The 20,659-nt window shown below is 71.1% G+C and carries 15 protein-coding genes; 10 read left to right on the top strand and 5 right to left on the bottom strand.

Annotation, left to right across the window (positions count from 1 at the left end):
* Positions 1 to 75: 75 nt before the first annotated feature.
* Complete coding sequence (locus H180DRAFT_RS19375) at positions 76 to 675, bottom strand: hypothetical protein (protein WP_055487358.1); 600 nt, start codon at positions 673 to 675, stop codon at positions 76 to 78.
* Between the two features lie 260 nt (positions 676 to 935).
* On the opposite strand from H180DRAFT_RS19375, the gene fmt reads away from it, so the two are divergent.
* Entirely contained in the window at positions 936 to 1,907 is a 972-nt protein-coding gene (fmt, locus tag H180DRAFT_RS19380; protein ID WP_055487359.1) for a methionyl-tRNA formyltransferase, read from the top strand.
* A gap of 205 nt (positions 1,908 to 2,112) precedes the next feature.
* The gene (locus H180DRAFT_RS19385; RefSeq protein WP_055487360.1) at positions 2,113 to 3,567 is read left to right on the top strand and encodes an RsmB/NOP family class I SAM-dependent RNA methyltransferase; all 1,455 of its coding nucleotides are present in this window, start codon (positions 2,113 to 2,115) and stop codon (positions 3,565 to 3,567) included.
* Positions 3,568 to 3,588: 21 nt separating this feature from the next.
* On the opposite strand, the gene H180DRAFT_RS19390 is transcribed toward H180DRAFT_RS19385, so the two are convergent.
* The 4 genes from H180DRAFT_RS19390 to H180DRAFT_RS19405 all read right to left on the bottom strand — a co-directional run bounded on the left by H180DRAFT_RS19390 (position 3,589) and on the right by H180DRAFT_RS19405 (position 9,896).
* On the bottom strand, positions 3,589 to 4,395 hold the full coding sequence (locus H180DRAFT_RS19390; RefSeq protein ID WP_079100232.1) for an enoyl-CoA hydratase: 807 nt from the start codon (positions 4,393 to 4,395) through the stop codon (positions 3,589 to 3,591).
* A complete protein-coding gene (locus H180DRAFT_RS19395; RefSeq protein ID WP_055487361.1) occupies positions 4,392 to 5,558 on the bottom strand; it encodes a CaiB/BaiF CoA transferase family protein in 1,167 nt (388 codons plus the stop codon). The genes H180DRAFT_RS19390 and H180DRAFT_RS19395 overlap by 4 nt, the downstream gene beginning before the upstream one ends.
* Entirely contained in the window at positions 5,555 to 8,590 is a 3,036-nt protein-coding gene (locus H180DRAFT_RS19400; RefSeq protein WP_055487362.1) for an FAD-binding and (Fe-S)-binding domain-containing protein, read from the bottom strand. Before H180DRAFT_RS19400 ends, H180DRAFT_RS19395 begins: the two co-directional genes overlap by 4 nt.
* A gap of 130 nt (positions 8,591 to 8,720) precedes the next feature.
* Positions 8,721 to 9,896: a pyridoxal-phosphate-dependent aminotransferase family protein gene (locus H180DRAFT_RS19405; protein ID WP_055487363.1), complete on the bottom strand. Its 1,176-nt coding sequence runs from the start codon at positions 9,894 to 9,896 to the stop codon at positions 8,721 to 8,723.
* Positions 9,897 to 9,994: 98 nt separating this feature from the next.
* Between H180DRAFT_RS19405 and H180DRAFT_RS19410 the strand changes: the two genes are divergently transcribed.
* The 8 genes from H180DRAFT_RS19410 (at position 9,995) to H180DRAFT_RS19445 (ending at position 20,541) form a co-directional block, all read left to right on the top strand.
* Positions 9,995 to 10,759 (top strand): IclR family transcriptional regulator, encoded by a 765-nt coding sequence (locus tag H180DRAFT_RS19410; protein WP_055487364.1) that lies wholly within the window; start codon positions 9,995 to 9,997, stop codon positions 10,757 to 10,759.
* A 222-nt stretch (positions 10,760 to 10,981) separates the two neighbouring features.
* Positions 10,982 to 12,409, top strand: coding sequence for an SLC13 family permease (locus H180DRAFT_RS19415; protein WP_055487365.1), 1,428 nt, complete (start codon positions 10,982 to 10,984; stop codon positions 12,407 to 12,409).
* 285 nt (positions 12,410 to 12,694) lie between these two features.
* Positions 12,695 to 13,399, top strand: coding sequence for a ribulose-phosphate 3-epimerase (gene rpe, locus H180DRAFT_RS19420; RefSeq protein WP_055487366.1), 705 nt, complete (start codon positions 12,695 to 12,697; stop codon positions 13,397 to 13,399).
* A gap of 257 nt (positions 13,400 to 13,656) precedes the next feature.
* Positions 13,657 to 14,646, top strand: a complete 990-nt coding sequence (locus tag H180DRAFT_RS19425; RefSeq protein WP_175437799.1) for a sugar-binding transcriptional regulator — start codon at positions 13,657 to 13,659, stop codon at positions 14,644 to 14,646.
* A 213-nt stretch (positions 14,647 to 14,859) separates the two neighbouring features.
* Positions 14,860 to 15,336 (top strand): cation:proton antiporter regulatory subunit, encoded by a 477-nt coding sequence (locus H180DRAFT_RS19430; RefSeq protein ID WP_055487368.1) that lies wholly within the window; start codon positions 14,860 to 14,862, stop codon positions 15,334 to 15,336.
* A gap of 641 nt (positions 15,337 to 15,977) precedes the next feature.
* A complete protein-coding gene (locus H180DRAFT_RS19435; RefSeq protein WP_055487369.1) occupies positions 15,978 to 17,915 on the top strand; it encodes an AMP-dependent synthetase/ligase in 1,938 nt (645 codons plus the stop codon).
* 219 nt (positions 17,916 to 18,134) lie between these two features.
* Positions 18,135 to 18,773 carry a DUF4142 domain-containing protein gene (locus H180DRAFT_RS19440; RefSeq protein ID WP_055487370.1) on the top strand — a complete coding sequence of 213 codons (639 nt, stop codon included), beginning with the start codon at positions 18,135 to 18,137 and terminating at the stop codon, positions 18,771 to 18,773.
* A gap of 181 nt (positions 18,774 to 18,954) precedes the next feature.
* A complete protein-coding gene (locus H180DRAFT_RS19445; RefSeq protein ID WP_254666084.1) occupies positions 18,955 to 20,541 on the top strand; it encodes a DUF1996 domain-containing protein in 1,587 nt (528 codons plus the stop codon).
* Positions 20,542 to 20,659: the final 118 nt, after the last annotated feature.

Raw genomic sequence — 20,659 nt, forward strand, 5'->3', positions numbered from 1 at the left:
GTGCCGGGCGGAGATGACACCGCCCGGCGGCGTACGGAACGCGCACCGGGCGGTGTGGCAACGGCCGTGGAGGAGTCAGCCGTTGCGAGGGCCGGGTAGGGCCCCCGGTCTGTGATCGCGGTCGCGCCCGGGCTGGCCGGGTACGGGACGTGAGGCGGGCAGCGAGCCTGCCGACGCGGCGGTCCGGGCCGGAGCACCCGGAGGGGCGGTGGCTGCGGACGGGAGCGCGTTCGCGCTGCGGGCCGCAGCCGGCAACGCCGGCACGGCGTCGGGCGAGGAGGGCGCATCGGCGGACTGCCCGCCCGCCTCGGCCAGTTCACGTGAGGCGTTGCGGCGCGATCCGTAACGGCGGTGCACCGCCTGCTTGGTGACTCCGAGGGCGGACCCCACCGCGTCCCATGAGAATCCCAGCGACCGGTCGAAGTCCACCGCGGCGGTGACCAGCGTCTCGACGCTGTCCCGCAGTTCCTGGGCGAGCCGCACCGTGGGGGCGGGAGCACGTCCGTAGACGACGAAGCCCGCGGACGGAGCTGACCGCCGGGGGCGGTAGACGTTGCCGAGTTGGGCGGTGAGGGTACGCAGCGCGTCCACCTGGCGGCGGACCCGCTCGATGTCCCGTACCAGCAGGTGCAGGCTGGCCCTCGCCTGGGCGTCGTGGGTTGCGTGGTCGGCCATGAACAAGCCTCTCGAACCGTCTTGCAGGGGATAGGAGCCGCGAACGGCTCGTTTCGGTCAATATGACTTGACCAACGCGGTAACAGCGGCCCGGGTCACGCCCGGCCGGGGCGTTGTTGGGAGGGGAGGGGTGCGCGGGGGCCCGTACGCCCCCTCTGGCGGCGGAAAGTGACGGAACGTGAGGACCGTAGACTGGCGCGTCGTCGTCCGCGGCGGCGCAGGACGCGGCGCCGTTGCAATGTGAGAGGTGTTCCCCACCGATGAAGCTGGTCTTCGCAGGTACCCCCGAGGTCGCCGTGCCCGCGCTCGACGCACTGATCGCCTCGGAGCGGCACGAGGTGGCAGCCGTGGTGACGCGGCCCGACGCCCGCGCGGGACGCGGACGCCGGCTGGTGCCCAGTCCCGTCGCACAGCGGGCGGAGGAGGCGGGCATCGAGGTCCTCAAGCCGGCGCGGCCACGGGAGGAGGACTTCCTCGCCAGGCTCCGCGAGATCGCGCCTGACTGCTGCCCCGTCGTCGCGTACGGGGCGCTGCTGCCGCGAGTCGCGCTCGACGTGCCCGCCCGCGGCTGGGTCAACCTGCATTTCTCGCTGCTTCCCGCCTGGCGCGGCGCGGCGCCGGTGCAGCACGCGGTACTGGCCGGCGACGGGATGACCGGCGCCAGCACGTTCCTCATCGAGGAGGGCCTGGACTCCGGGCCCGTGTACGGCGTGATCACGGAGAAGGTGCGCGAGACCGACACCAGCGGCGACCTGCTCACCCGTCTCGCCTTCGCGGGCGCCGGGCTGCTCGCCGCCACCATGGACGGGATCGAGGACGGCACGCTGCGGGCGGTTCCGCAGCCCGAGGAGGGCGTCTCGCTCGCACCCAAGCTGGAGGTCGAGGACGCCCGCGTCGACTGGACGGCGCCGGCGCTGCGGGTGGACCGGCTCGTGCGGGGCTGCACGCCCGCGCCGGGCGCATGGACGCTCTTCCGCGGAGAGCGGCTGAAGATCCGGTCGCTGACGCAGCACCCGGAACACCCTGTTCCCGGCGGCGACGGCGGCGGCACCGCCGGAGACGGCGGCCCGGGCCCGGGCGAACTGCTCGCGAACAAGAACTCCGTGTGGGTGGGCACCGGTTCGCACCCCGTCGAACTGCTGTGGGTGCAGCCGCAGGGCAAGAGGCCGATGACAGCGGCGGACTGGGCACGCGGAGTACGCGTCGGCGACGGCGAGCGCCTGGGGGAGTAGCGGCCGGGCGGGGTCGGCTGCCGGCGGAAGGCACACCGGGCGCCGGCGTCCGCGGTGCGTCGGGCGCCGGCGGGCGGCCCCTCCCGTATCCGCCGCGCCACCGGGGCGGGCGTACGCTGGCAGCACCTCTGCCGGCACCGCCGGCCCGTGAACCCCGGCCGCACGGCCGGACACCTCGTCATCGCAGCACCGGAGCACCTTCCCCGTGAGCAATAGGCCGCGCCGCCCTTCCAAGCCGTACCGCCGCCCCCGCAAGGACCCCGTCCGCATCCTCGCCTTCGAGGCACTGCGCGCCGTCGACGAGCGCGACGCCTACGCGAACCTCGTACTGCCGCCGCTGCTGGACAAGGCCCGCGCCAAGGGGGAGTTCGACGCCCGGGACGCGGCGCTGGCCACCGAACTGGTCTACGGCACCCTGCGGTGGCAGGGCACCTACGACGTGATCATCGCCGAGTGCGTCGACCGGCCGCTGCGCGACGTCGACCCTCCCGTGCTGGACGTGCTCGCGCTCGGTGCCCACCAGCTGCTGGGCACCCGCATCCCCACGCACGCCGGGGTCAGCGCCACGGTCGAACTCGCCCGCGTCGTACTGGGCGACGGTCGCGCCAAGTTCGTCAACGCCGTGCTCCGCAAGATCGCCGCCGAGGACCTGGACGGCTGGCTGGAGAAGGTCGCCCCCGCCTACGACGCGGACCCCGAGGAGCATCTGGGCATCCGCCATGCGCATCCGCGGTGGATCGTCTCCGCGCTGTGGGACGCGCTCGGCGGCGGCAGCGCCGGCATGGAGGAACTTCTCGAGGCGGACAACGAGCGGCCCGAGGTCACGCTCGTCGCCCGTCCCGGCCGGGCCACCCCCGGCGAACTGCTCACCGGCGACGCAGTGCCGGGACGCTGGTCGCCGTACGCGGTGCGGCTCGCCGAGGGCGGCGACCCGGGAGAGGTGCAGGCCGTGCGGGAAGGACGCGCCGGCGTGCAGGACGAGGGCAGTCAGCTGGTCGCCCTCGCCCTGGCGGCCGCTCCGCTGGCGCCCGCCGGCGCAGGTAACGGCGGAGCGCAGGCGGCGGTCCGGGACGAGCTGTGGCTGGACGGATGCGCCGGGCCCGGCGGCAAGGCGGCGCTGCTCGCCGCCCTCGCCGCGCAGCGCGGGGCCCGGCTGGTCGCCGCAGAGAAGCAGCCCCACCGTGCGGGGCTCGTGAGCCGGGCGCTGGAAGGCAACCCGGGCCCGTACGCCGTGGTGACGGCGGACTCGACAAGGCCCGCCTGGCGGCCCGGCACCTTCGACCGGGTCCTCGTCGACGTGCCGTGCACCGGGCTGGGGGCGCTGCGCCGCCGGCCCGAGGCCCGCTGGCGGCGGCGGCCGGAGGACGTGCCCGGGTTCGCGCCGCTGCAACGGAATCTGCTGCGGCAGGCACTGCACGCGGTGCGTGCGGGCGGGGTCGTCGGCTACGCGACGTGCTCGCCGCACCCGGCGGAGACCCGGGCCGTGGTGGACGACCTGATCAAGGAGACCGGGGCCGAACTCCTCGACGCCCGCCCGCTGTTGCCGGACATGCCCGGCCTCGGTGACGGCCCCGACGTCCAGCTCTGGCCGCACCTGCACGGCACCGACGCGATGTACCTGGCGCTGCTGCGGCGCACGGACGCAGCGAACGGCGCGTGAGCTGAGGCGCAGCGCCGGATCTCAGCGGCCCTCCCACTCGGGGGGCCGCTTGTCGAGGAAGGCGGAGACGCCTTCGCGGAAGTCACGGCTGCCGTAGCAGAGTTCGTACAGGTCGTCGGCCGTGCCGGGCGCCGAGGCGCTGATCACGCGCCGGTCGGCCTCCTTCAGCGCGGCGAGCGTCAGCGGTGCGCACCCGGCGATGCGGGCGGTGAGCCCGGCGAGGTGTGCGTCGAGCCCTTCGGCGTCGGTGATCTGCGCCACCAGGCCCGCCTCGTGCGCCTCCTGCGCACTGATCAGCTGGGCGGTGAGCAGGGCGTGCTGTGTGCGGGCCCTGCCCAGGGACGCATGGAGCCGGGCGATCACGGTGGGGGAGAGGCAGTTGCCGAGGGTGCGTGCGATGGGCGCGCCGAAGACGGAGTCCGGGGTGCACACGACGATGTCGCAGGAGACGGTCAGCGCCAGTCCGCCGCCGACGGCGGGACCCTCGACGGCGGCGACGACGGGCATCCGCAGGGCGGCCAGGCGTTCGACGGCGCTCCCCACGCGCCGCTCGTACTCGACGCCGTCGCGGCCGGTGAAGCCGCGGAACTCGCGGATGTCGGTGCCCGCGGCGAACGCCCGGCCGCCCGCCCCGCGCAGCACCGTCACGCGGACGTCGCAGGCGGCGTCGATCTCCTCGCACGCCCGGTGGAGCTGGTCGTACATCTCCAGCGTCAGGGCGTTGTGCCGGCGCGGATTGGAGAGGGTGAGCCAGGCGACGGACGTGTCGCCCCCCGGCACGGTCTCCTCCTGCCAGCTGACGGACGGAGCCTGTTCCTCGACGCTCATGCGTCCCCCAGGAGTTCGTCGTTGTGTTCGCCGAGGAGCGGCGGATGACGCCGCATCCGCGCCGGGGTGCGTCCCAGCTTGACGGGGAAGCCGAGGACGCGCTTGCGTCCGGACACGGGATGCTCGTACTCCTCGACCATGCCGCGCGCTGCGGCGTGCGGGTCCGGATCGTCTCCGAGCAGCTGCTCGTAGTCCAGGATCGGCCCGGCGGGCACGCCCGCGTCGAGGAGCCTGGCCACGGTCTCGCCGGTGGACTCGGCCGCCAGGCGTCCCTCCAGCATCGCGATCAGCTCCGCCCGGTGCTCCATGCGCGCGGTGTTGGTGACGAACCGTTCGTCCTCCACGAGGTGTCCGAGGCCGAGCGCGCCGCAGAGCCGCTCCCACAGGCGCTGGGTGTTGGCGGCGACGGTGACGTATCCGTCCGCGGTACGCACGGCCTGGTACGGGGCCGTCATCCGGTGCGCCGAGCCCAGGCGCCGCGGCGCCCGTCCTGTGGAGAAGAACTCCGTGGACTCCCACACCGACATGGCCAGCACCGCCTCGTACAGCGAGGTCTCCAGGTACTGGCCCTCTCCGGTGCGCGTGCGGTGCACGTACGCCCCGAGGATGCCGACCGCGCACAGCATCCCGGCACCCAGGTCGCCCACGGGCAGGCCGCACTTGACCGGGGCGCCGTCTCCTTCGCCCGTGACGCTGAGGGCGCCGGCCATGCTCTGGGCGATGAGGTCGTAACCGGGACGCTGGGCGTAGGGGCCGTACTGCCCGAAGCCCGAGATCGACGCGTAGACGATGTCCGGCCTGGTCCTGCGTGCGGCCTCGTAGCCGACGCCCAGCCGGTCGGCGACTCCGGGACGGAAGTTCTCCACCAGGACGTCCGCGTCTGCCACGAGTGTGTGGAAGTGCCGCTGCCCCTCGTCGGAGCGCAGATCGAGGGCGACGCTGCGCTTGTTGCGGTTCAGTGCGTGGAAGGAGGCACTGTCGTGGCCGGGCGCCGGCGCGTCCCAGCCACTGCGGGTCTGGTCGCCGGTGCCGGGCGGTTCGACCTTGATCACGTCCGCGCCGAGGTCGGCGAGGAGCATCGTGCAGTACGGGCCCGCCATCACCTGCGTGAGGTCGATGACGCGTACGCCTTCGAGGGCGCCCGTGTTCTGGCCTGTCGTCACCGCGGCGCCTCTCCTTCCGTGGCGGTCGCGGGGGTCTCGTCCCCGGTGCCGCCGGTGTCCGGGGAACCGGTCAGCAGCGCGGCGCGCACCAGCTCGACCGGATGCCAGGCGTTGCGCTCCGTGCCGTGGAAGATCTGCTGCCGGCACGAGACCCCGCTCGCGGCGATGACCGTCGTGTCGTCCTCGGCCCTGACGGCGGGGAAGAGACGGTCGCTGCCGACGGTCATGGACGTCTCGTAGTGCTCGGACTCGAAACCGAAGGAGCCGGCCATGCCGCAGCAGCCCGCGTCGAGTTCGACGACCTCGGCGCCGGGAATCCGCTTCAGCAGCGCGACGGTCGCCGCGGTGCCCACCTCGGCCTTCTGGTGGCAGTGGCCGTGGTAGAGGATGCGGCGGCCGGCGGGCCACGCGTCGGGCGACAGGCGCAGCCGCCCGTCGTCGACGGCCTCGGCGAGCAGTTCCTCGGCCTGGCGCACACGGGCGGAGACGTCCGCGACCGCCGGGTCCTGCGGCAGCATGGCGCGGTGCTCGTCCCGGAGCGTCATCAGGCACGAGGGTTCGCAGCCGACGACCGGTGAGCCGGCCGGCGAGTTCTGCGCCAGCAGCTTCGTCAGCTTGCGCGCCTGGTCCTTGGCCTCGTCGAGCAGCCCTTTGGAGAAGGCGGACCGCCCGCAGCAGCCCCGGGATTCCAACGTGACGTGCCAGCCCGCCAGTTCGAGGAGTTCCACAGCCGCCCGGCCGATGCCGGGCTCGGTGTAGGTGGTGAAGGAGTCGGCGAGGTAGGTGACGGTGCCCTGGGATCCGGGCGCGGCCGGTCCCGTCGCCGTCGCCGGGGAGGCCGCCGCCCGCCCTCGCCGCCGGAACCAGCGCACCAGGTTGCCCCGGACGAAGGCCGGAAGCGGCCGGGCGGGGGTGATGCCCAGGTACCGGTCCATCAGCGCCCGCAGGAACGGGACGCGTCCGGGGAGGTTGGACAGCGGCGCGGTGGCCGAGCCGATCCGGTTCAGCCGGCGGATCGAGGCGAACACCCGTGATCTGCGGGGGATTCCGTGCTCGTCGTGGTGGTGGGAGAGCGACTCGGCCTTGAGAGTGGCCATGTCGACGCCGAGCGGGCACTCGCTCTTGCACGCCTTGCACATCAGGCACAGGTCGAGGACCTCGTGGAGGCGCCCGTCGCCCAGCGCCCGGTGCGGGTCGGGTTCGGAGAGGGCCTTGACCAGCGCGTTGGCGCGGCCGCGCGTGGAGTCCTCCTCCTTGAGGGTGGCCATGTACGAGGGGCACATGGTGCCGGCTCCGGCCTTGCGGCACAGCCCGATGTTCATGCAGCGGTCGGCGGCGCCGCGCATGCCGCCGACGACCTCGAAGTCCAGCCGGGTGCGCAGCGGCCCGGCCGGTGGCAGCGCCGGGTCGCGGAGGTTGTCCGTCATGGAGGGAGCGTCGACGATCTTCCCGGGGTTGAGGCGGTTGTCCGGGTCGAAGAGGCCCTTGACGCGCCGCATCGCCTCGTACAGGTCGTCGCCGAAGATCTCGCGGTTGAACTCGCTGCGGGCCAGGCCGTCGCCGTGCTCGCTGGAGTTGACACCGCCGTACTCCCGCACGAGGTCCTTGATCTCCTCCGCGACCGACCGCATCGTCGCGACCTGCACCGGGTCGGCGGTGTCGACGAAGGGACGGATGTGCAGGCAGCCGACCGAACAGTGGCCGTAGAAGCCCGCGTTGAGGCCGTGGCGGTCCAGGACCTGCTTGAACCGCCGTGTGTAGTCGCCGAGATGAACCGGGTCGACGGCGGTGTCCTCGATGAACGCGAGCGGGCGGCGCGTCCCCTCGCTGGCGGCCATCAGCAGCCCGAGGCTGGACTTGCGGACCTTCAGCAGCGAGCCCTGCTGGGCGGGGGTGACGGCCTGGAGGGTGTGGTAGCCGTGGCCGTGGCGCTGCCAGAGCGCCGTGAGCTGCTGCAGCCGGCCGGCGAGTTCGTGCTCGTCGTCGCCGGTGAAGCTGACGAACAGCAGGGCTTCCGGGTCGCCTTCGAGGATCGAGCCGAGCGAGGCGTACTCGATCTTCTTCCGCGACAGGTCGAGGATCGTACGGTCCATCATCTCCACCGCGGACGGGTCGCACGCCAGGGCGTCGTCCGTGGCGGCTATCGCACCGGCGACGGAGGTGAAGTGGCCGACCGCGATCACCGTGCGGGAGGGTTTGGGCACGAGGTCGACGAGGGCGCGGGTGGCCAGCACGAGAGTGCCCTCCGAGCCGACGACGAACTTCGCCAGGTCGAACTCCGCTCCGGTGGCCGCGAGCCGGTCCAGCCGGTAGCCGCACGCCCGGCGCCAGAACTGCGGCATGCCCTCGGCGGTCGCCTCGGCGCTCTCCTCGACGATCCGGGGGAGTTCGCGGTAGAGGCGGCCCTCCAGCGTCGGCAGTCCGGCGCGGCGTCCGCGTTCGGCCTCGTCGACGGGGCCGAGGCGGGCCGTGGCCGAGTCGGAGAGCACGACGTCGAGTTCGCGCACGTGGTCGATGGTCATGCCGTAGCGGATCGAACCGCTGCCGGCGGAGTTGTTGCCGATCATCCCGCCGATGGTGGCGCGGTTGCTGGTGGAGGTGTCGGGCCCGAACATCAGGCCGTGCGCGGCCGCGGCCCGGTTGAGCTGGTCCTGCACGACGCCCGCCTCGACCAGCGCGGTGCGGCCCTCCGGGTCGATCTCCACGATGCGGTTCATGTGGCGGGAGAGGTCCAGGACCAGGCCGGGTCCGACGGTCTGCCCGGCCAGCGACGTCCCGGCGCCGCGGGGCACTACGGGTATGCCCGCCTCGGCGGCCGCCGTCACGGCCGCCTGCACGTCACCGGCATGCCGGGGGAAGACGACGCCCAGGGGCTCGATCGCGTACATGCTCGCGTCGCGGGAGAAGAGGTGCCGCGTGTACTCGTCGAAGAGGACGTCGCCCTCGATCTCGCCGCGCAGACGGGCCTCGACGTGACGGGCGGTCTCAGCCGTCCCGGCCGGGGACGGTGCGTCGCCGCTGATCGCTGTCATGTGGTGCGGACTCCAAGTGCTCGTGGACGCTGCGGAACCGGTGCCCGCGCGCCGCGGCGGAGCAAGGGCGCGACGTCGGGCTGCGAGGGTCCGGGGCGTGGGCGAAGGCGGGATTCCGGTGCGGGCGCCCTCACTCGGCGTCGCGCAGCGTCGAGAGGGCCGCGCCCAGACCCTCCGGTTCCACGGGCACCCCGGCGAGTTGGAGGCCCATCTGCACCCCGGCGAGCGTGCCCGCGAGGGTGAGGTCGCCGAGGTGCCCGAGGTGGCCGATGCGGAAGACCCGGCCCGCCAGCCGCCCGAGACCTGCGCCCAGCGACATGTCGAACCGCTGCAGGATGATCTCGCGGACCTTGTCGGCGTCGTGCCCGTCCGGCATCAGCACCGCCGTGAGCGAGCCCGAGTGCTCCCGCTCGTCCTGGCACAGCACTTCCAGGCCCCATCCGCGCACGGCGGCGCGTGTGGCGGCGGCGTGGCGCGCGTGCCGGGCGAAGACGTTCGGGAGGCCCTCCTCCCGCAGCATCCGCAGCGCCTCCTCCAGCCCGTAGAGCAGGTTCGTCGCGGGGGTGTACGGGAATGAGCCCTTCCGGTTCGCCTCGATGACAGGGCGCCAGTCCCAGAAGACCTTCGGCAGCCGGGCCGTCCGGCTCGCCGCGAGCGCCTTGTCGCTGACGGCGTTGAAGCTCAGTCCCGGCGGGAGCATCAGACCCTTCTGCGAGCCGGCCACCGTGACGTCGACACCCCACTCGTCGTGGCGGTAGTCGATCGAGCCGAGCGAGGAGACGGTGTCGACGAGCAGCAGCGCCGGGTGGCCCGCCTTGTCCATGGCGCGCCTGATCTCAGGAATGCGGCTGGCCACGCCGGTCGAGGTCTCGTTGTGGACGACGCAGACCGCCTTGATCGCGTGCCCGGTGTCGGCGGCGAGCCGCTCGGCCAGCACGTCCGGGTCGGCGCCGTGCCGCCAGTCGCCGGGGACGAAGTCGGTGCCCGTCTCGAGGCCCAGGGACGTCGCCATCTCGCGCCAGAGCGAGGAGAAGTGACCCGTCTCGAAGCTGAGGACGCGGTCGCCGGGGCTGAGGGTGTTGACCAGGGCCGCTTCCCAGGCACCGGTTCCCGACGCGGGATAGATCACGACGGGGCCGGCCGTGCCGAACACCGGCTTCAGCGCGTCCAGCAGACGCAGCGTCAGCGCCGAGAACTCCGGTCCGCGGTGGTCGATGGTGGGCGCCGACATGGCGCGGAGCACCTGGTCGGGGACGTTGGTGGGGCCGGGGATCTGCAGGAAGTGGCGACCGGTGCGCGGAGTCATGGTCCGGCTCCTCCCAAATGCTTGTGCCGTAGAGCGGCACGCTGTATCGTCACGCGGCACGCTGGAGCCTAAGGTTCCCCCACGGAACGAGTCAATGGATGCAGAACGTCCTCAACGCCCTCCGGGCCCTCGAAGAAGTCGCCGCCCGCCAGCCGATCGGGGTCGCCGAACTGGCGCGGGCCATGGGGCTTCCCAAGTCCTCCGTGCAGCGCACGCTGGTCACGCTCAAGGAGGCGGGGTGGATCCGCTCCACCGGCTCCGCCCCCACCCGGTGGGTCGTCACCACCAAGGCGCTGCACGTCGGCCGGCACGCCACGGACGAACTCGGCCTGCGCGACATCGCGTTGCCGGTGATGGAGGAGCTGCGGCGCCGTACCGACGAGACGGTCCACCTCGCGGTCCGCGAGGGCAGCAAGGTGGTGCTGGTCGAGCGGCTGGAGACGTCGCAGCCCGTACGGATCATCCTGCCGCTGGGCCAGAACCTCTCGGTGCATGCGTCCGCCAACGGCAAGGCGGTGCTCGCGGCCGATCCGGAGGAGGTCGTCGAGCGCTACATCGCCCAGGGGCTCCGTGGATTCACCGGCACGACCATCACGGACCCCGAGCTGCTGCGCGCCGAACTGGCCAGGACCCGTGAACGTGGCTGGGCGACCAACAGCGGCGAATGGCGCGCGGACGTCTCGGCCGTCGCGTCCGCGGTCATCGGGGAGGGTGGGCTTCCGGTCGCGAGCATCAGCATCAACGTGCCCACGAGCCGGATGACGGAGGAGTCGAGACCCGTCTACGGCGCTCTCGTCAGGGAGGCGGCCAAGAGAATCAGCACAGCTCTGGGACGCGCGCACGAGGAGGCCGACGGCAGTTGAAGGATCCTCACGCGAACCCTTGACGGGTCCCGACCCCCCTCACATACTCACCCAAGGCGAAAACCGGATTCCGCATCGCGGAATGCTGTGGCGTTTTGCGGGCAATCCCCAGAAGCGCTCGCAAGGGCGGAGTCACAGGCCCCCGAAAGGCTTCTGATTTCCGTTCGGATATGTGCCGGCACGCCTTTGCAGTGACCATTCGACCGAAGGCGAGGAAGCCTCGTGCCAGATCACGTCATAGCCATCATCGGGTTGGTGCTGGTGTTCGCCGTCGCCACCTTCACGTCGGTCCACATGGGCGCGCTCGCCATCGTCGCCGCCTTTGTGATCGGAAGTGGATTCGTGGGCAGATCCGCGGACGACATATTCGGCGGCTTCCCGGGCGATCTGTTCGTCGTTCTCGTCGGTGTCACATTCCTTTTCGCCATCGCCAACAACAACGGAACGGTGAACTGGCTCGTCCAATCGGCAACCAGGGCGGTGGGCGGCAGGATCGCGCTCATACCCTGGGTGATGTTCCTGGTCACGGCCGTTCTGACGGCGACCGGGGCCGTCGTGCCCGCAGCCGTGGGAATCATCGCTCCCATCGGCATGGGATTCTGCGTCCGCTACCGGATCAATCCGGTGCTGATGGGGCTGCTCATCATCAACGGCGCCAGCGCCGGCGGATTCTCCCCGATCAGCATCTTCGGCAGCATCACGAACGGCGTCGTGTCGCGGAACGAACTGGCAGGAAATCCGACGCTGCTCTTCGTCAGCTCGTTCCTCTTCAACGTGGTTCTCAGCCTCGTCGTCTTCTTCCTGTTCGGTGGACGCAGCCTCATGGGCCGCAGGGCTGAGGACACGCAGAATGCGACGGAATCCGGGGACGGCGAGGGCGGTTCGCTGGTGACGGCGGGCGCACCTGCCGGGTCGGGCGAAAAGCCCGGAAAGGAGACCGACGGCGGCACCGGAGCGACGGCTGTCAAGGGCGGCGGAGCCCCCGCGCCCGTGACTGCACCCTCCGGTGCAGGAGGTACCACCGCCGTCGAGGAGGAGGAAGAGGCCGCACAGCTCACCGGCATCCGGGCCCTCACGCTGCTCGGGCTGGTCGGGATGGTTGTCGGGACACTCTTCTTCGACCTGGACCCCGGCCTCATGGCACTCACCGTCGGCGTGGTGCTCACGCTAGTGAACCCCGCGTCCGCCAAGGGTGCAGTGGACGCCTGCGCCTGGTCCACGGTGCTTCTCGTCTGCGGCATCGTCACCTTCGTCACGATGATGGAGGACATGGGGACGATCGACTTCCTCGGCGACAGCGTCGCGGGGATCAACGCCCCGCTGCTGGCAGCCCTGTTGATCTGCTTCATCGGTGCGGTGGTCTCCGCCTTCGCCTCGACGACCGGAATCCTCGGTGCGCTCATCCCGCTGGCCGTGCCCTTCCTTCAGGGCGGTCACGTCGGAGCGGTCGGCATGATCATCGCGCTGGCCGTCTCCTCGTCGGTCGTCGACTCCTCGCCCTTCTCCACCAGCGGTGCGCTCGTGACGGCGAACGCGCCTGCGGAGCAACGGGAGATGGTCTTCAAGAAGCTGATGATCTGGGGCTTCAGCATGGTCGCCGTCGCGCCGCCCGTGACGTGGCTGCTCTTCGTCATCCCGGGCTGGCTCTGAGTACGCACCTTCGCCCGGGCGTGCGCCGCGGAACAAGGACCCGCGGCGCACGCCCGGCGTTCGTCTCCGCCCGCGCCTCCGAGGCGCGCACCGCCCGCATGGCGGCCCGCGCCCCGGAAGCACGGGCGTGCGAGCCGGTGGCCGCGCGAGGGCCCGCGCCCCGCGGATGGCATGATCCGGCGTGCGGCACCCCGAACGCCCCGCGCCGCACGGTTCAGGGCAGCACAGGCGGGCGCGGGCCGGGCAGGCCCGGCCCGACGGTTCAGATAGGCAGGCACCAGGCACATGGCTCAGATCAGCCCCAGCATCCTCTCGGCCGACTTCGCGCGTCTCTCCGAGGAGGCCCAAGCGGTGACCGGCGCGGACTGGCTCCATGTCGACGTCATGGACGGCCACTTCGTCCCCAACCTCACCATCGGGGCGCCCGTCGTCGAGGCGCTGAGCAAGGCCAGCGACATCCCGCTGGACTGCCATCTGATGATCGAGGAGCCGGACCGCTGGGCGCCGCAGTACGTCGAGGCCGGCGCCAGCTCCGTCACCTTCCACGCGGAGGCCGCGGACGCGCCCGTACGGCTCGCCAGGGAGATCAAGGCGCTCGGCGCCCGCGCGTCGATGGCGCTCAAGCCCGCGACCCCCGTCGAGTTCTACGAGGACCTGCTGCCCGAGCTGGACATGCTGCTGGTGATGACCGTCGAGCCCGGATTCGGCGGGCAGGCGTTCCTCGACATCATGTTGCCGAAGATCCGCCGGGCCCGGCAGCTCATGGACAGGCACGGCCTGGAGATGTGGCTCCAGGTGGACGGCGGGGTCTCCGCGTCGACCATCGAGCAGTGCGCCGAGGCCGGAGCGGACGTCTTCGTCGCGGGATCGTCCGTCTACGGGACCGACGACCCGGCCGCGGCCGTGCGGGGCCTGCGCCAGCAGGCGGAGGAGGCGGCCCGCCGCTCGGCCGGACGCTCAGCCGCGGCCCCCGGCGGCGACCGGCTCTGACCCTCTGACCCGGGTTTTCTCCCAGGGACGCGGTCCCGGCGGCCCGCCGCAGGCCGGTGCCGCTGAGGACGCTTCGGCATGCGTCCGCGGTGTGCGCACACTGGAATCAGGCTCCGGGAAACGGTGCCGGAGCTGTCCGCAGGCGCACGAACGGGATCGGGGGCACCCGGGATCTGCAAGGATGAACGCCCAGCGCTGATGCGCACGTACGGCAAGACAGTGAGGTGAGTGCGGTGTCGTCGGGTCGGACCACACGAATGGGACCCGCCGAGCTCATGCAGGCGGCAGCAATGGCACGCCGCTTCTACCTTGAGGGTAAATCCAAGATCCAGATCGCGGACGAGTTCGGCGTGAGCCGCTTCAAGGTGGCGCGGGTGCTGGAGACGGCGCTGGAGCGCGACCTGGTCCGCATCGAGATCAGGATTCCCGCGGAACTGGACGCCGACCGCTCGGACGCTCTGCGGGCACGCTTCGGACTGCGGCACGCCGTCGTCGTCGAATCCCCCTCCGAGGCGGCCGACGACGGCGCCGACCCGGAGAACCTGGGAGAGGTCGCCGCCGGCCTGCTCGGCGAGCTCGTCACCGAAGGGGACGTGCTCGGCCTGGCCTGGGGCCGCTCCACCATCCACATGGCCGCCGCGCTCCGCCAGCTGCCGCCGTGCACGGTCGTGCAGCTCACCGGCGTCTACGACGCGGGCACCGCCGACCGCGGCTCCGTCGAGGCCGTACGGCGGGCGGCCGAGGTCGCCGGGGGAGAGGCACACCCCGTCTACGCCCCGATGCTGCTGCCCGACCCGGCGACCGCCGCCGCGCTGCGCAGCCAGACAGGCATCGCCCGCGCCTTCGAGTACTTCGACAAGGTGACGGTCGCCGCCGTGTCCATCGGATCCTGGGAGCCGGGCATCTCCACCGTCCACGACATGCTCAGCGACACCGAGCGCGAGCACTACTCGTCGCTCGGGGTCGCCGCGGAGATGTCCGCGCACCTCTTCGACAAGAGCGGCCGGCGCATCGGCCGCGACCTGGGGGAGCGCTGCATCACCGTCGAGGCCGAACGGCTGCGCCGGATCCCGGAGGTCGTCGCCATCGCCGGCGGCCAGCGCAAGGCGGAGGCCATCGGTGCGGTCCTGCGCTCCGGCCTCGTCACGAGCCTCGTGACCGACACTGCTGCCGCCGACTACCTGCTGACCGAGGCCGAGCCGGGACCGAAGCCGGCCCTGGAGCGCGCCGACCCGGACGGTTCGTAGGCGTCAACGGGTCGCCTGCGCCGGTCACTTGACGGTGGCCCGGCACGGGCTGCCCGCGCCTTTGCCGGAACGCGTCCCCCCGACTCTCCCCCCCCCGCTGGGCGGGCGGAGGACCGGCGGACGCGGTTGGGGGTGGGCGCGCGGTACGGGTTACTCTCGTGCTCGCCGCGTCGTGCGGCCCGTATCGCACTCTCCGAGGAGGCAGAGGCAGCCATGACCACGCAGCGCACCAAGCTGCCGGGAGTCGGCACGCAGTACGACATCGAAACCCGGGCGGGCCGCCACATCTCTGTCGTCGCCCATCAGGACGGGCGGCGCTTCCTCGGCTTCTACGAGCCGGACGACCCCGACGCCTGCCAGGCAACCGTGCCGCTCGACTCCGACGAGGCCGCATCCCTCGCCGAGCTGCTCGCACCACCCGAGACGCCCGCACTCGCCACCAGCGAGATGGATCTCGACCTGGTCACCGAGCGCATCGCGGTCACGACCCAGTCCCCCTTCCGCAGCCGCCCGCTGGGGGAGACCCGCGCCCGTACCCGCACCGGTGCCTACATCGTCGCCGTGCTCCGCCGCACGGGGCCGCATCCGTCTCCCGGGCCGGAGTTCCGGCTGGAGGCGGGCGACGCGGTCGTCGCCGTCGGTACCCGCGAAGGTGTCGACGAGCTCACCCGCATCATCAGCGGCACCTGACGGGCCGCACCCGGGACGGGCCGTCCCGGCCGGCTCCCGCCCCCTCCCGGAGCCCGGACCCGGCAGGACCGGTGGCACGGACGGGAGCGCGTCGAGCCCGTGCACGACACCACCGTTCTGCTGGTCGAACCGGGCGCCGTGATTCTCGGCCGGGGCCCGCCGGGGTCCCGGCGCTCGCCGGCGTCACCTGGATCTCCTCCTCGGGGCGCGTACGCGAATGCGCCCCCGTCGGGGGTTCGCCGGGCTCAACGCTCGTCCACCGCGGGAGTCCTGTCGCCCGACGGCGCGTCAGGAGTGCGAACCCCCATACACGAAGGGGCGGTTGGTTCCTGCCCGTGCGCGGAGCCACGTGCGGTCTGCCGCGTGCCGGCCCCCGGGGACGGGAGCGCGCCGGACCCGCCGCCGGCGTACCGTGCTTACTGGCGGTTACCCCCGTCGGGGTGCCCGCCGCAGGCCGTCCGCACGGGAAGCCGAACAGGCGCTGCGCAGGTGAGCGGCCGAATTCCCTCACACACCCTCCTCCGATTCCACGCACGGGAAGATCCTGGATTCCCTAGGCAACAGGCCGCGCAGCGAGGTAATTTGCGCGGTCAGTCACTGAACGTCGTGATGTGAGCGGTCGGGGTGGGGGGCGATGTGCTGTGCGGGACTACAGCCTTCCGTCGCTCGTGGAGCCGCTGAGATCGGGCGGGCTCGCCGACTCGGTCTACGAACTGGCCGCGCGGGAACCGGGGCTGCCACAGCTGGCACGCCGTGAGGGGCCCGACGGGAACACCGGCCCGTGGCGTGAGATGACCGCCGCCGCCTTCGCCTCACAGGTGCTCAGGCTTGCCAAGGGGCTGCTGGCGGAAGGCATACGCTTCGGCGACCGGGTCGCCGTCATGACCCGTACGCGCCACGAATGGACCCTCTTCAGCTTCGCCCTGTGGTCGATCGGCGCCCAGGTCGTACCGCTGTATCCGGCGTCCTCCCCGGAGCAGTTGCGCTGGGTCCTGGGCGACTCGGACGCCTGCGCCGTCGTCGTCGAGCACGAGGACGACGCGATGACCGTCGGCTCTGTGGTCGACGTGCTGCCGCGGCTGCGTCACATCTGGCAGTTCGACGCCGACTGCGTGGCGTGGCTCACGGAAGCGGGCCGCACGCTCGAGGACAACGACGTCCACCGTCACCGCTGGGCCGTCACACCGGAGATGACGGCCGCCGTGATCTACACATCGGGCACCACCGGCCGCCCGCGCGGATGCGTCATCACGCACCGCAACCTGGCCTCGGAGTGCGACACGATCCTCGCCGGCTGGGGCCCGCTGATGGGCGAACCGGGCCAGCAGCCCTCCGTGCTGGCCTTTCTGCCGGTGGGTCACGTGTACGGGCTGATGGTGACGGTGATGTGCATCCGGGGTGGTTACCTGCTGGGGCATCAACCCTCCGTCTCCGCGAAGGACTTGATGCCGGCGATCAGGTCCTTCCGGCCGACGTGCCTGTACGCGGTCCCGTACTTCTTCGAGAAGTTCTACTCCGGTGCGCGGATGATGGCCGAGACGGCCGGCCGCGGAGCGATGTTCGCCCGGGCGATGGACGTCTCCAGGAGGTACGCGGAGGCGGCGGAGGCCCAGGCGCTGGGCGCCGGGCCGGGTCCCCGCGCGGGGCTGCGGGCACGGCACGCGGTCTACGACCGCCTGGTCTACCGGCACCTCAGGGACGTGCTAGGCGGCCGTACGCGCAACGTGGTCTCGGGAGGTTCCCCGCTCAGCCGTGAACTCGGCCTGACCCTCGCCGGCGCGGGCATCGTCGTCTACGACTGCTACGGGCTGACGGAGACCACGTGCGCCATCACCGCGCAGCCTCCGGGGCGGCCGCGGTTCGGCACGGTGGGCCGTCCCATGCCCGGCGCCTCGGTGCACATCGCCCGCGACGGCGAGGTGTGGGTGCGCGGCCCGATGGTCTTTCCCGGCTACACGGGCCGCTCGGAGGAGGCCGGGACGCGGCACGCCGCCCATCCGGAGGGCGGGGCCGCGCACGGGCAGGACAGGCGCCACTCGTCCCGGGGCGGGGGCGCGCACGCCAGGAGTCCGTACGAGGAGACCCTGCGCGACGGCTGGCTCGGCACGGGCGACCTCGGCTACCTCGACGACGGTTACCTCGTCATCACGGGCCGCAAGAAGGACGTCATCATCACCAGCTCAGGCAGAAGCGTGTCACCGATGATGCTGGAGACGCGTCTGCGTGCCCATCCGCTCATCTCGCAGGCGTTCGTCGTCGGCGACGACCGTCCCTACATCGCCGCACTGGTCACCCTGGACCCGGAAGTCGTCGAGCAGTGGCGCAGGGGCCGCGAGCAGTGGGGTCCTTCGGGCCCCGGCTACGGCAGCACGCCGTCCGAGGAACTGGAACGCGAGGTGGGACGAGCGATGGTGGCGGCCAACAGCGCCCTGTCACGCGCCGAATCGATCCGGTCGTTCCGCATCCTGCCGGAGGAGTTCAGCATGGCCGACGGGCTGGTGACGCCGTCCTTGAAGCTGCGCCGGTCGGAGATCACGCGGATGTACGCGGAGGAGATCGAGGAACTCTACTCGGCCTGACCGCCGTCACCCGGCGCTGTGGCCGGGAAGGTCTGCCGGGAGCCGGTGGACCTTACCGATCACGGCACCAACACACGGCAGTTACCACTCGGCAATGTAGCAGTGTTGAACGCTGCAGGACCGGTTCTTGTCAGGTCGGGACGAAGCCTCGACCACATCCTCACACACACCATTAGCGTCCGTCGCACTTCGAAGATGTCTGTGGAGAGGAGGGGGCGGATGCGTTCCGCCATGGCTTCCGGGCGGGCGATCGGCACTGTGCTGGTCGTTCTGGGGCTTGTCGCAACCCTGGGCGCGCTGTTGCTGCCGAATCAGTTCTTCGACGGCAACCGCAACATCGCGCTCGCCCGGGCAGGATGGCAGGACGACGGTAAGGGAACCCGGTCAACGAAATACGGGCCTCTTACTCCGATGGACCGTGACTTCATACGCAAAGTGCGGAATGCCGGTTTGTGGGAACTGCCCGCCGGCAGATCCGCACAGGAGCGCGGGACGACCAAGTCGGTGCGGATCGCGGGCGATCATCTCGTCGACGGTCACACGGAGTTGGACCGGCGGGCCATCGATGCCGGTCGCACCCTGAAGGTTTCGCTTCCGAACCGGCCTTCCGGCAAGAACCAGGACTACCTGGACGAGATCAACAGGGCGAACGGCAAGGAATTCGACAAGGTGCTGGTCGAAAGGCTGCGCCAGGCTCACGGCGTGGTTTTCGGCCTCATCGGCCTTGTACGTGATCAGACCCGCAACTCAATGGTGCGGTCGTTGGCGACCCGGGCCAACGCCATTGTCCTCGACCACATCACAGTCCTGGAGGACACGGGACTCGTGGACTTCGAGGCGCTGAACGACGTGAAATGAGTGGAGTGAAGTCAACATGAGACAAAAAGGCCACAAACGCTCGCGCACGGCGAATAAAACGATAGCAATCGTCGCAGCGCTGGTGGTCGGTGGTGGTGGCGCGGCGGCGATAGGTGTAAGTGCCTTCGCAGGGTCGAACGAAGACCCCGCTCTTGCTGCGAGCACGATCGACTGTCCTGATGTGAGCCTTGCACTGGACCAGGTGCCCGAGGGCGCGAAGGAGTCAGTGGGTCAGAAGCTCGCCACTCTGGATCAGCAGGTCGCTCAGGCCTACGGCCAGTGGAGCTCCAAGGAGAAGAGTTCCGAGGAGGCTCTGGGTCAGCTGAATCAGCAGCGCTCCGAGACGATCCGCAGCATCGGCCAGGACCTGCAGCAGGCCGGCGCACAGCAGCCCGCCGACATGGGCTCGATGGCCCAGTGCGAGATGATGCAGGACCAGGCCGCCCAGGAGGGCGGTGACGAGGGCCAAGGTCAGCAGGCTTCCGGCCCGGTGGCCGAGGACTTCGTCAACATCGAGGACGTCGAGCCCAACGCCTCGGAGGAGGAGGACCCGGGCGGCAGCTTCACCACGGAGTGCGGCAACAACGAAGAGGAACACTTCAACTCCGACAACGTGATCGCAGCTCCGGGCGTTCTCAACGGTGCCCACCACGTCCACGACTACGTGGGCAACCTGGACACCAACCAGGCCTCCAGCGACGAGTCTCTCGCCGCTGCGGATACCACCTGCGCCAAGGGCGACCAGTCGACGCACTACTGGCCCGTGATCCGTTCGCTGGACGGGAACGAAGACCAGCGCGGCGCGGTCCAGGAGAGCGACGTCTCGGGTGAGCAGGCCGGGAACGAGGTCGGCACCAACAGCTTCGCCGACGGCGGGCAGGGTGCTGACCAGGGTCAGGACCAGGGCCAGGACCAGGACCAGGGTCAGGATCAGGGTCAGGATCAGGGCCAGGATCAGGGCCAGGATCAGGGCCAGGATCAGGGCCAGGATCAGGGTCAGGATCAGGGTCAGGATCAGGGTCAGGACCAGGGTCAGGACCAGGGTCAGGATCAGGGTCAGGATCAGGGCCAGGATCAGGGCCAGGATCAGGGCCAGGATCAGGGTCAGGATCAGGGTCAGGACCAGGGCCAGGACCAGGGCCAGGGTGAAGGCGAAGGTGAAGGCGAGGAAGACCAGGTCGGCGGCGGCGAGGGGGCCGAGGCCCAGCCCGGCGACGGCGGTGCCAACGACCTGAACGTCGGGACCATTCTCCCGCCCGACGCCACGCTGAAGTTCACCTCCGGCGGTGCCGACCAGGTCGCCGAGATGCCGCGCTTCCTGCGCATCATCACCGGTGACGCGAAGTCCTTCACCAACGGCGACGAGAACGCCAACGCCTCCTGGAGCTGCGAGGGCTTCGAGGACCGTCAGCTGGAGGACAAGTACCCGATCTGCCCCGAGGGCAGCGCGACGATCCGTACCTTCAACTTCCAGAACTGCTGGGACGGTCAGAACACGGACAGCGGCAACCACCGCGACCACATGGCGTTCTCGGACGACCAGGGCAACTGCCCCGAGGGATTCCAGAACGTCCCGCAGCTGCAGCAGACCATCAAGTACGACATTCCGCAGGAGAACCTCCTCAATGCGGATACGCCGTTCGCGGTCGACTCCTTCCCGGAGCAGCTGCACAAGCCCATCACCGACCACAGCGACTTCATCAACGTCATGCCCGAGGACCTGATGACGGAAGCCGTGAACTGCATCAACGAGGACCAGGACTGCTGATGTAGGGACTCCGCCGCGGGGCCGCCTCGGGCCCCGCGGCGGAAGCACACGACAGCGGCCCGGACACAGATCCTGTGTCCGGGCCGCTTCGTTGTTCTCCGGTGTTCTCTTGTGTCAG

The organism is Streptomyces sp. WMMB 322 (assembly GCF_900090145.1).
Classification (GTDB): domain Bacteria; phylum Actinomycetota; class Actinomycetes; order Streptomycetales; family Streptomycetaceae; genus Streptomyces.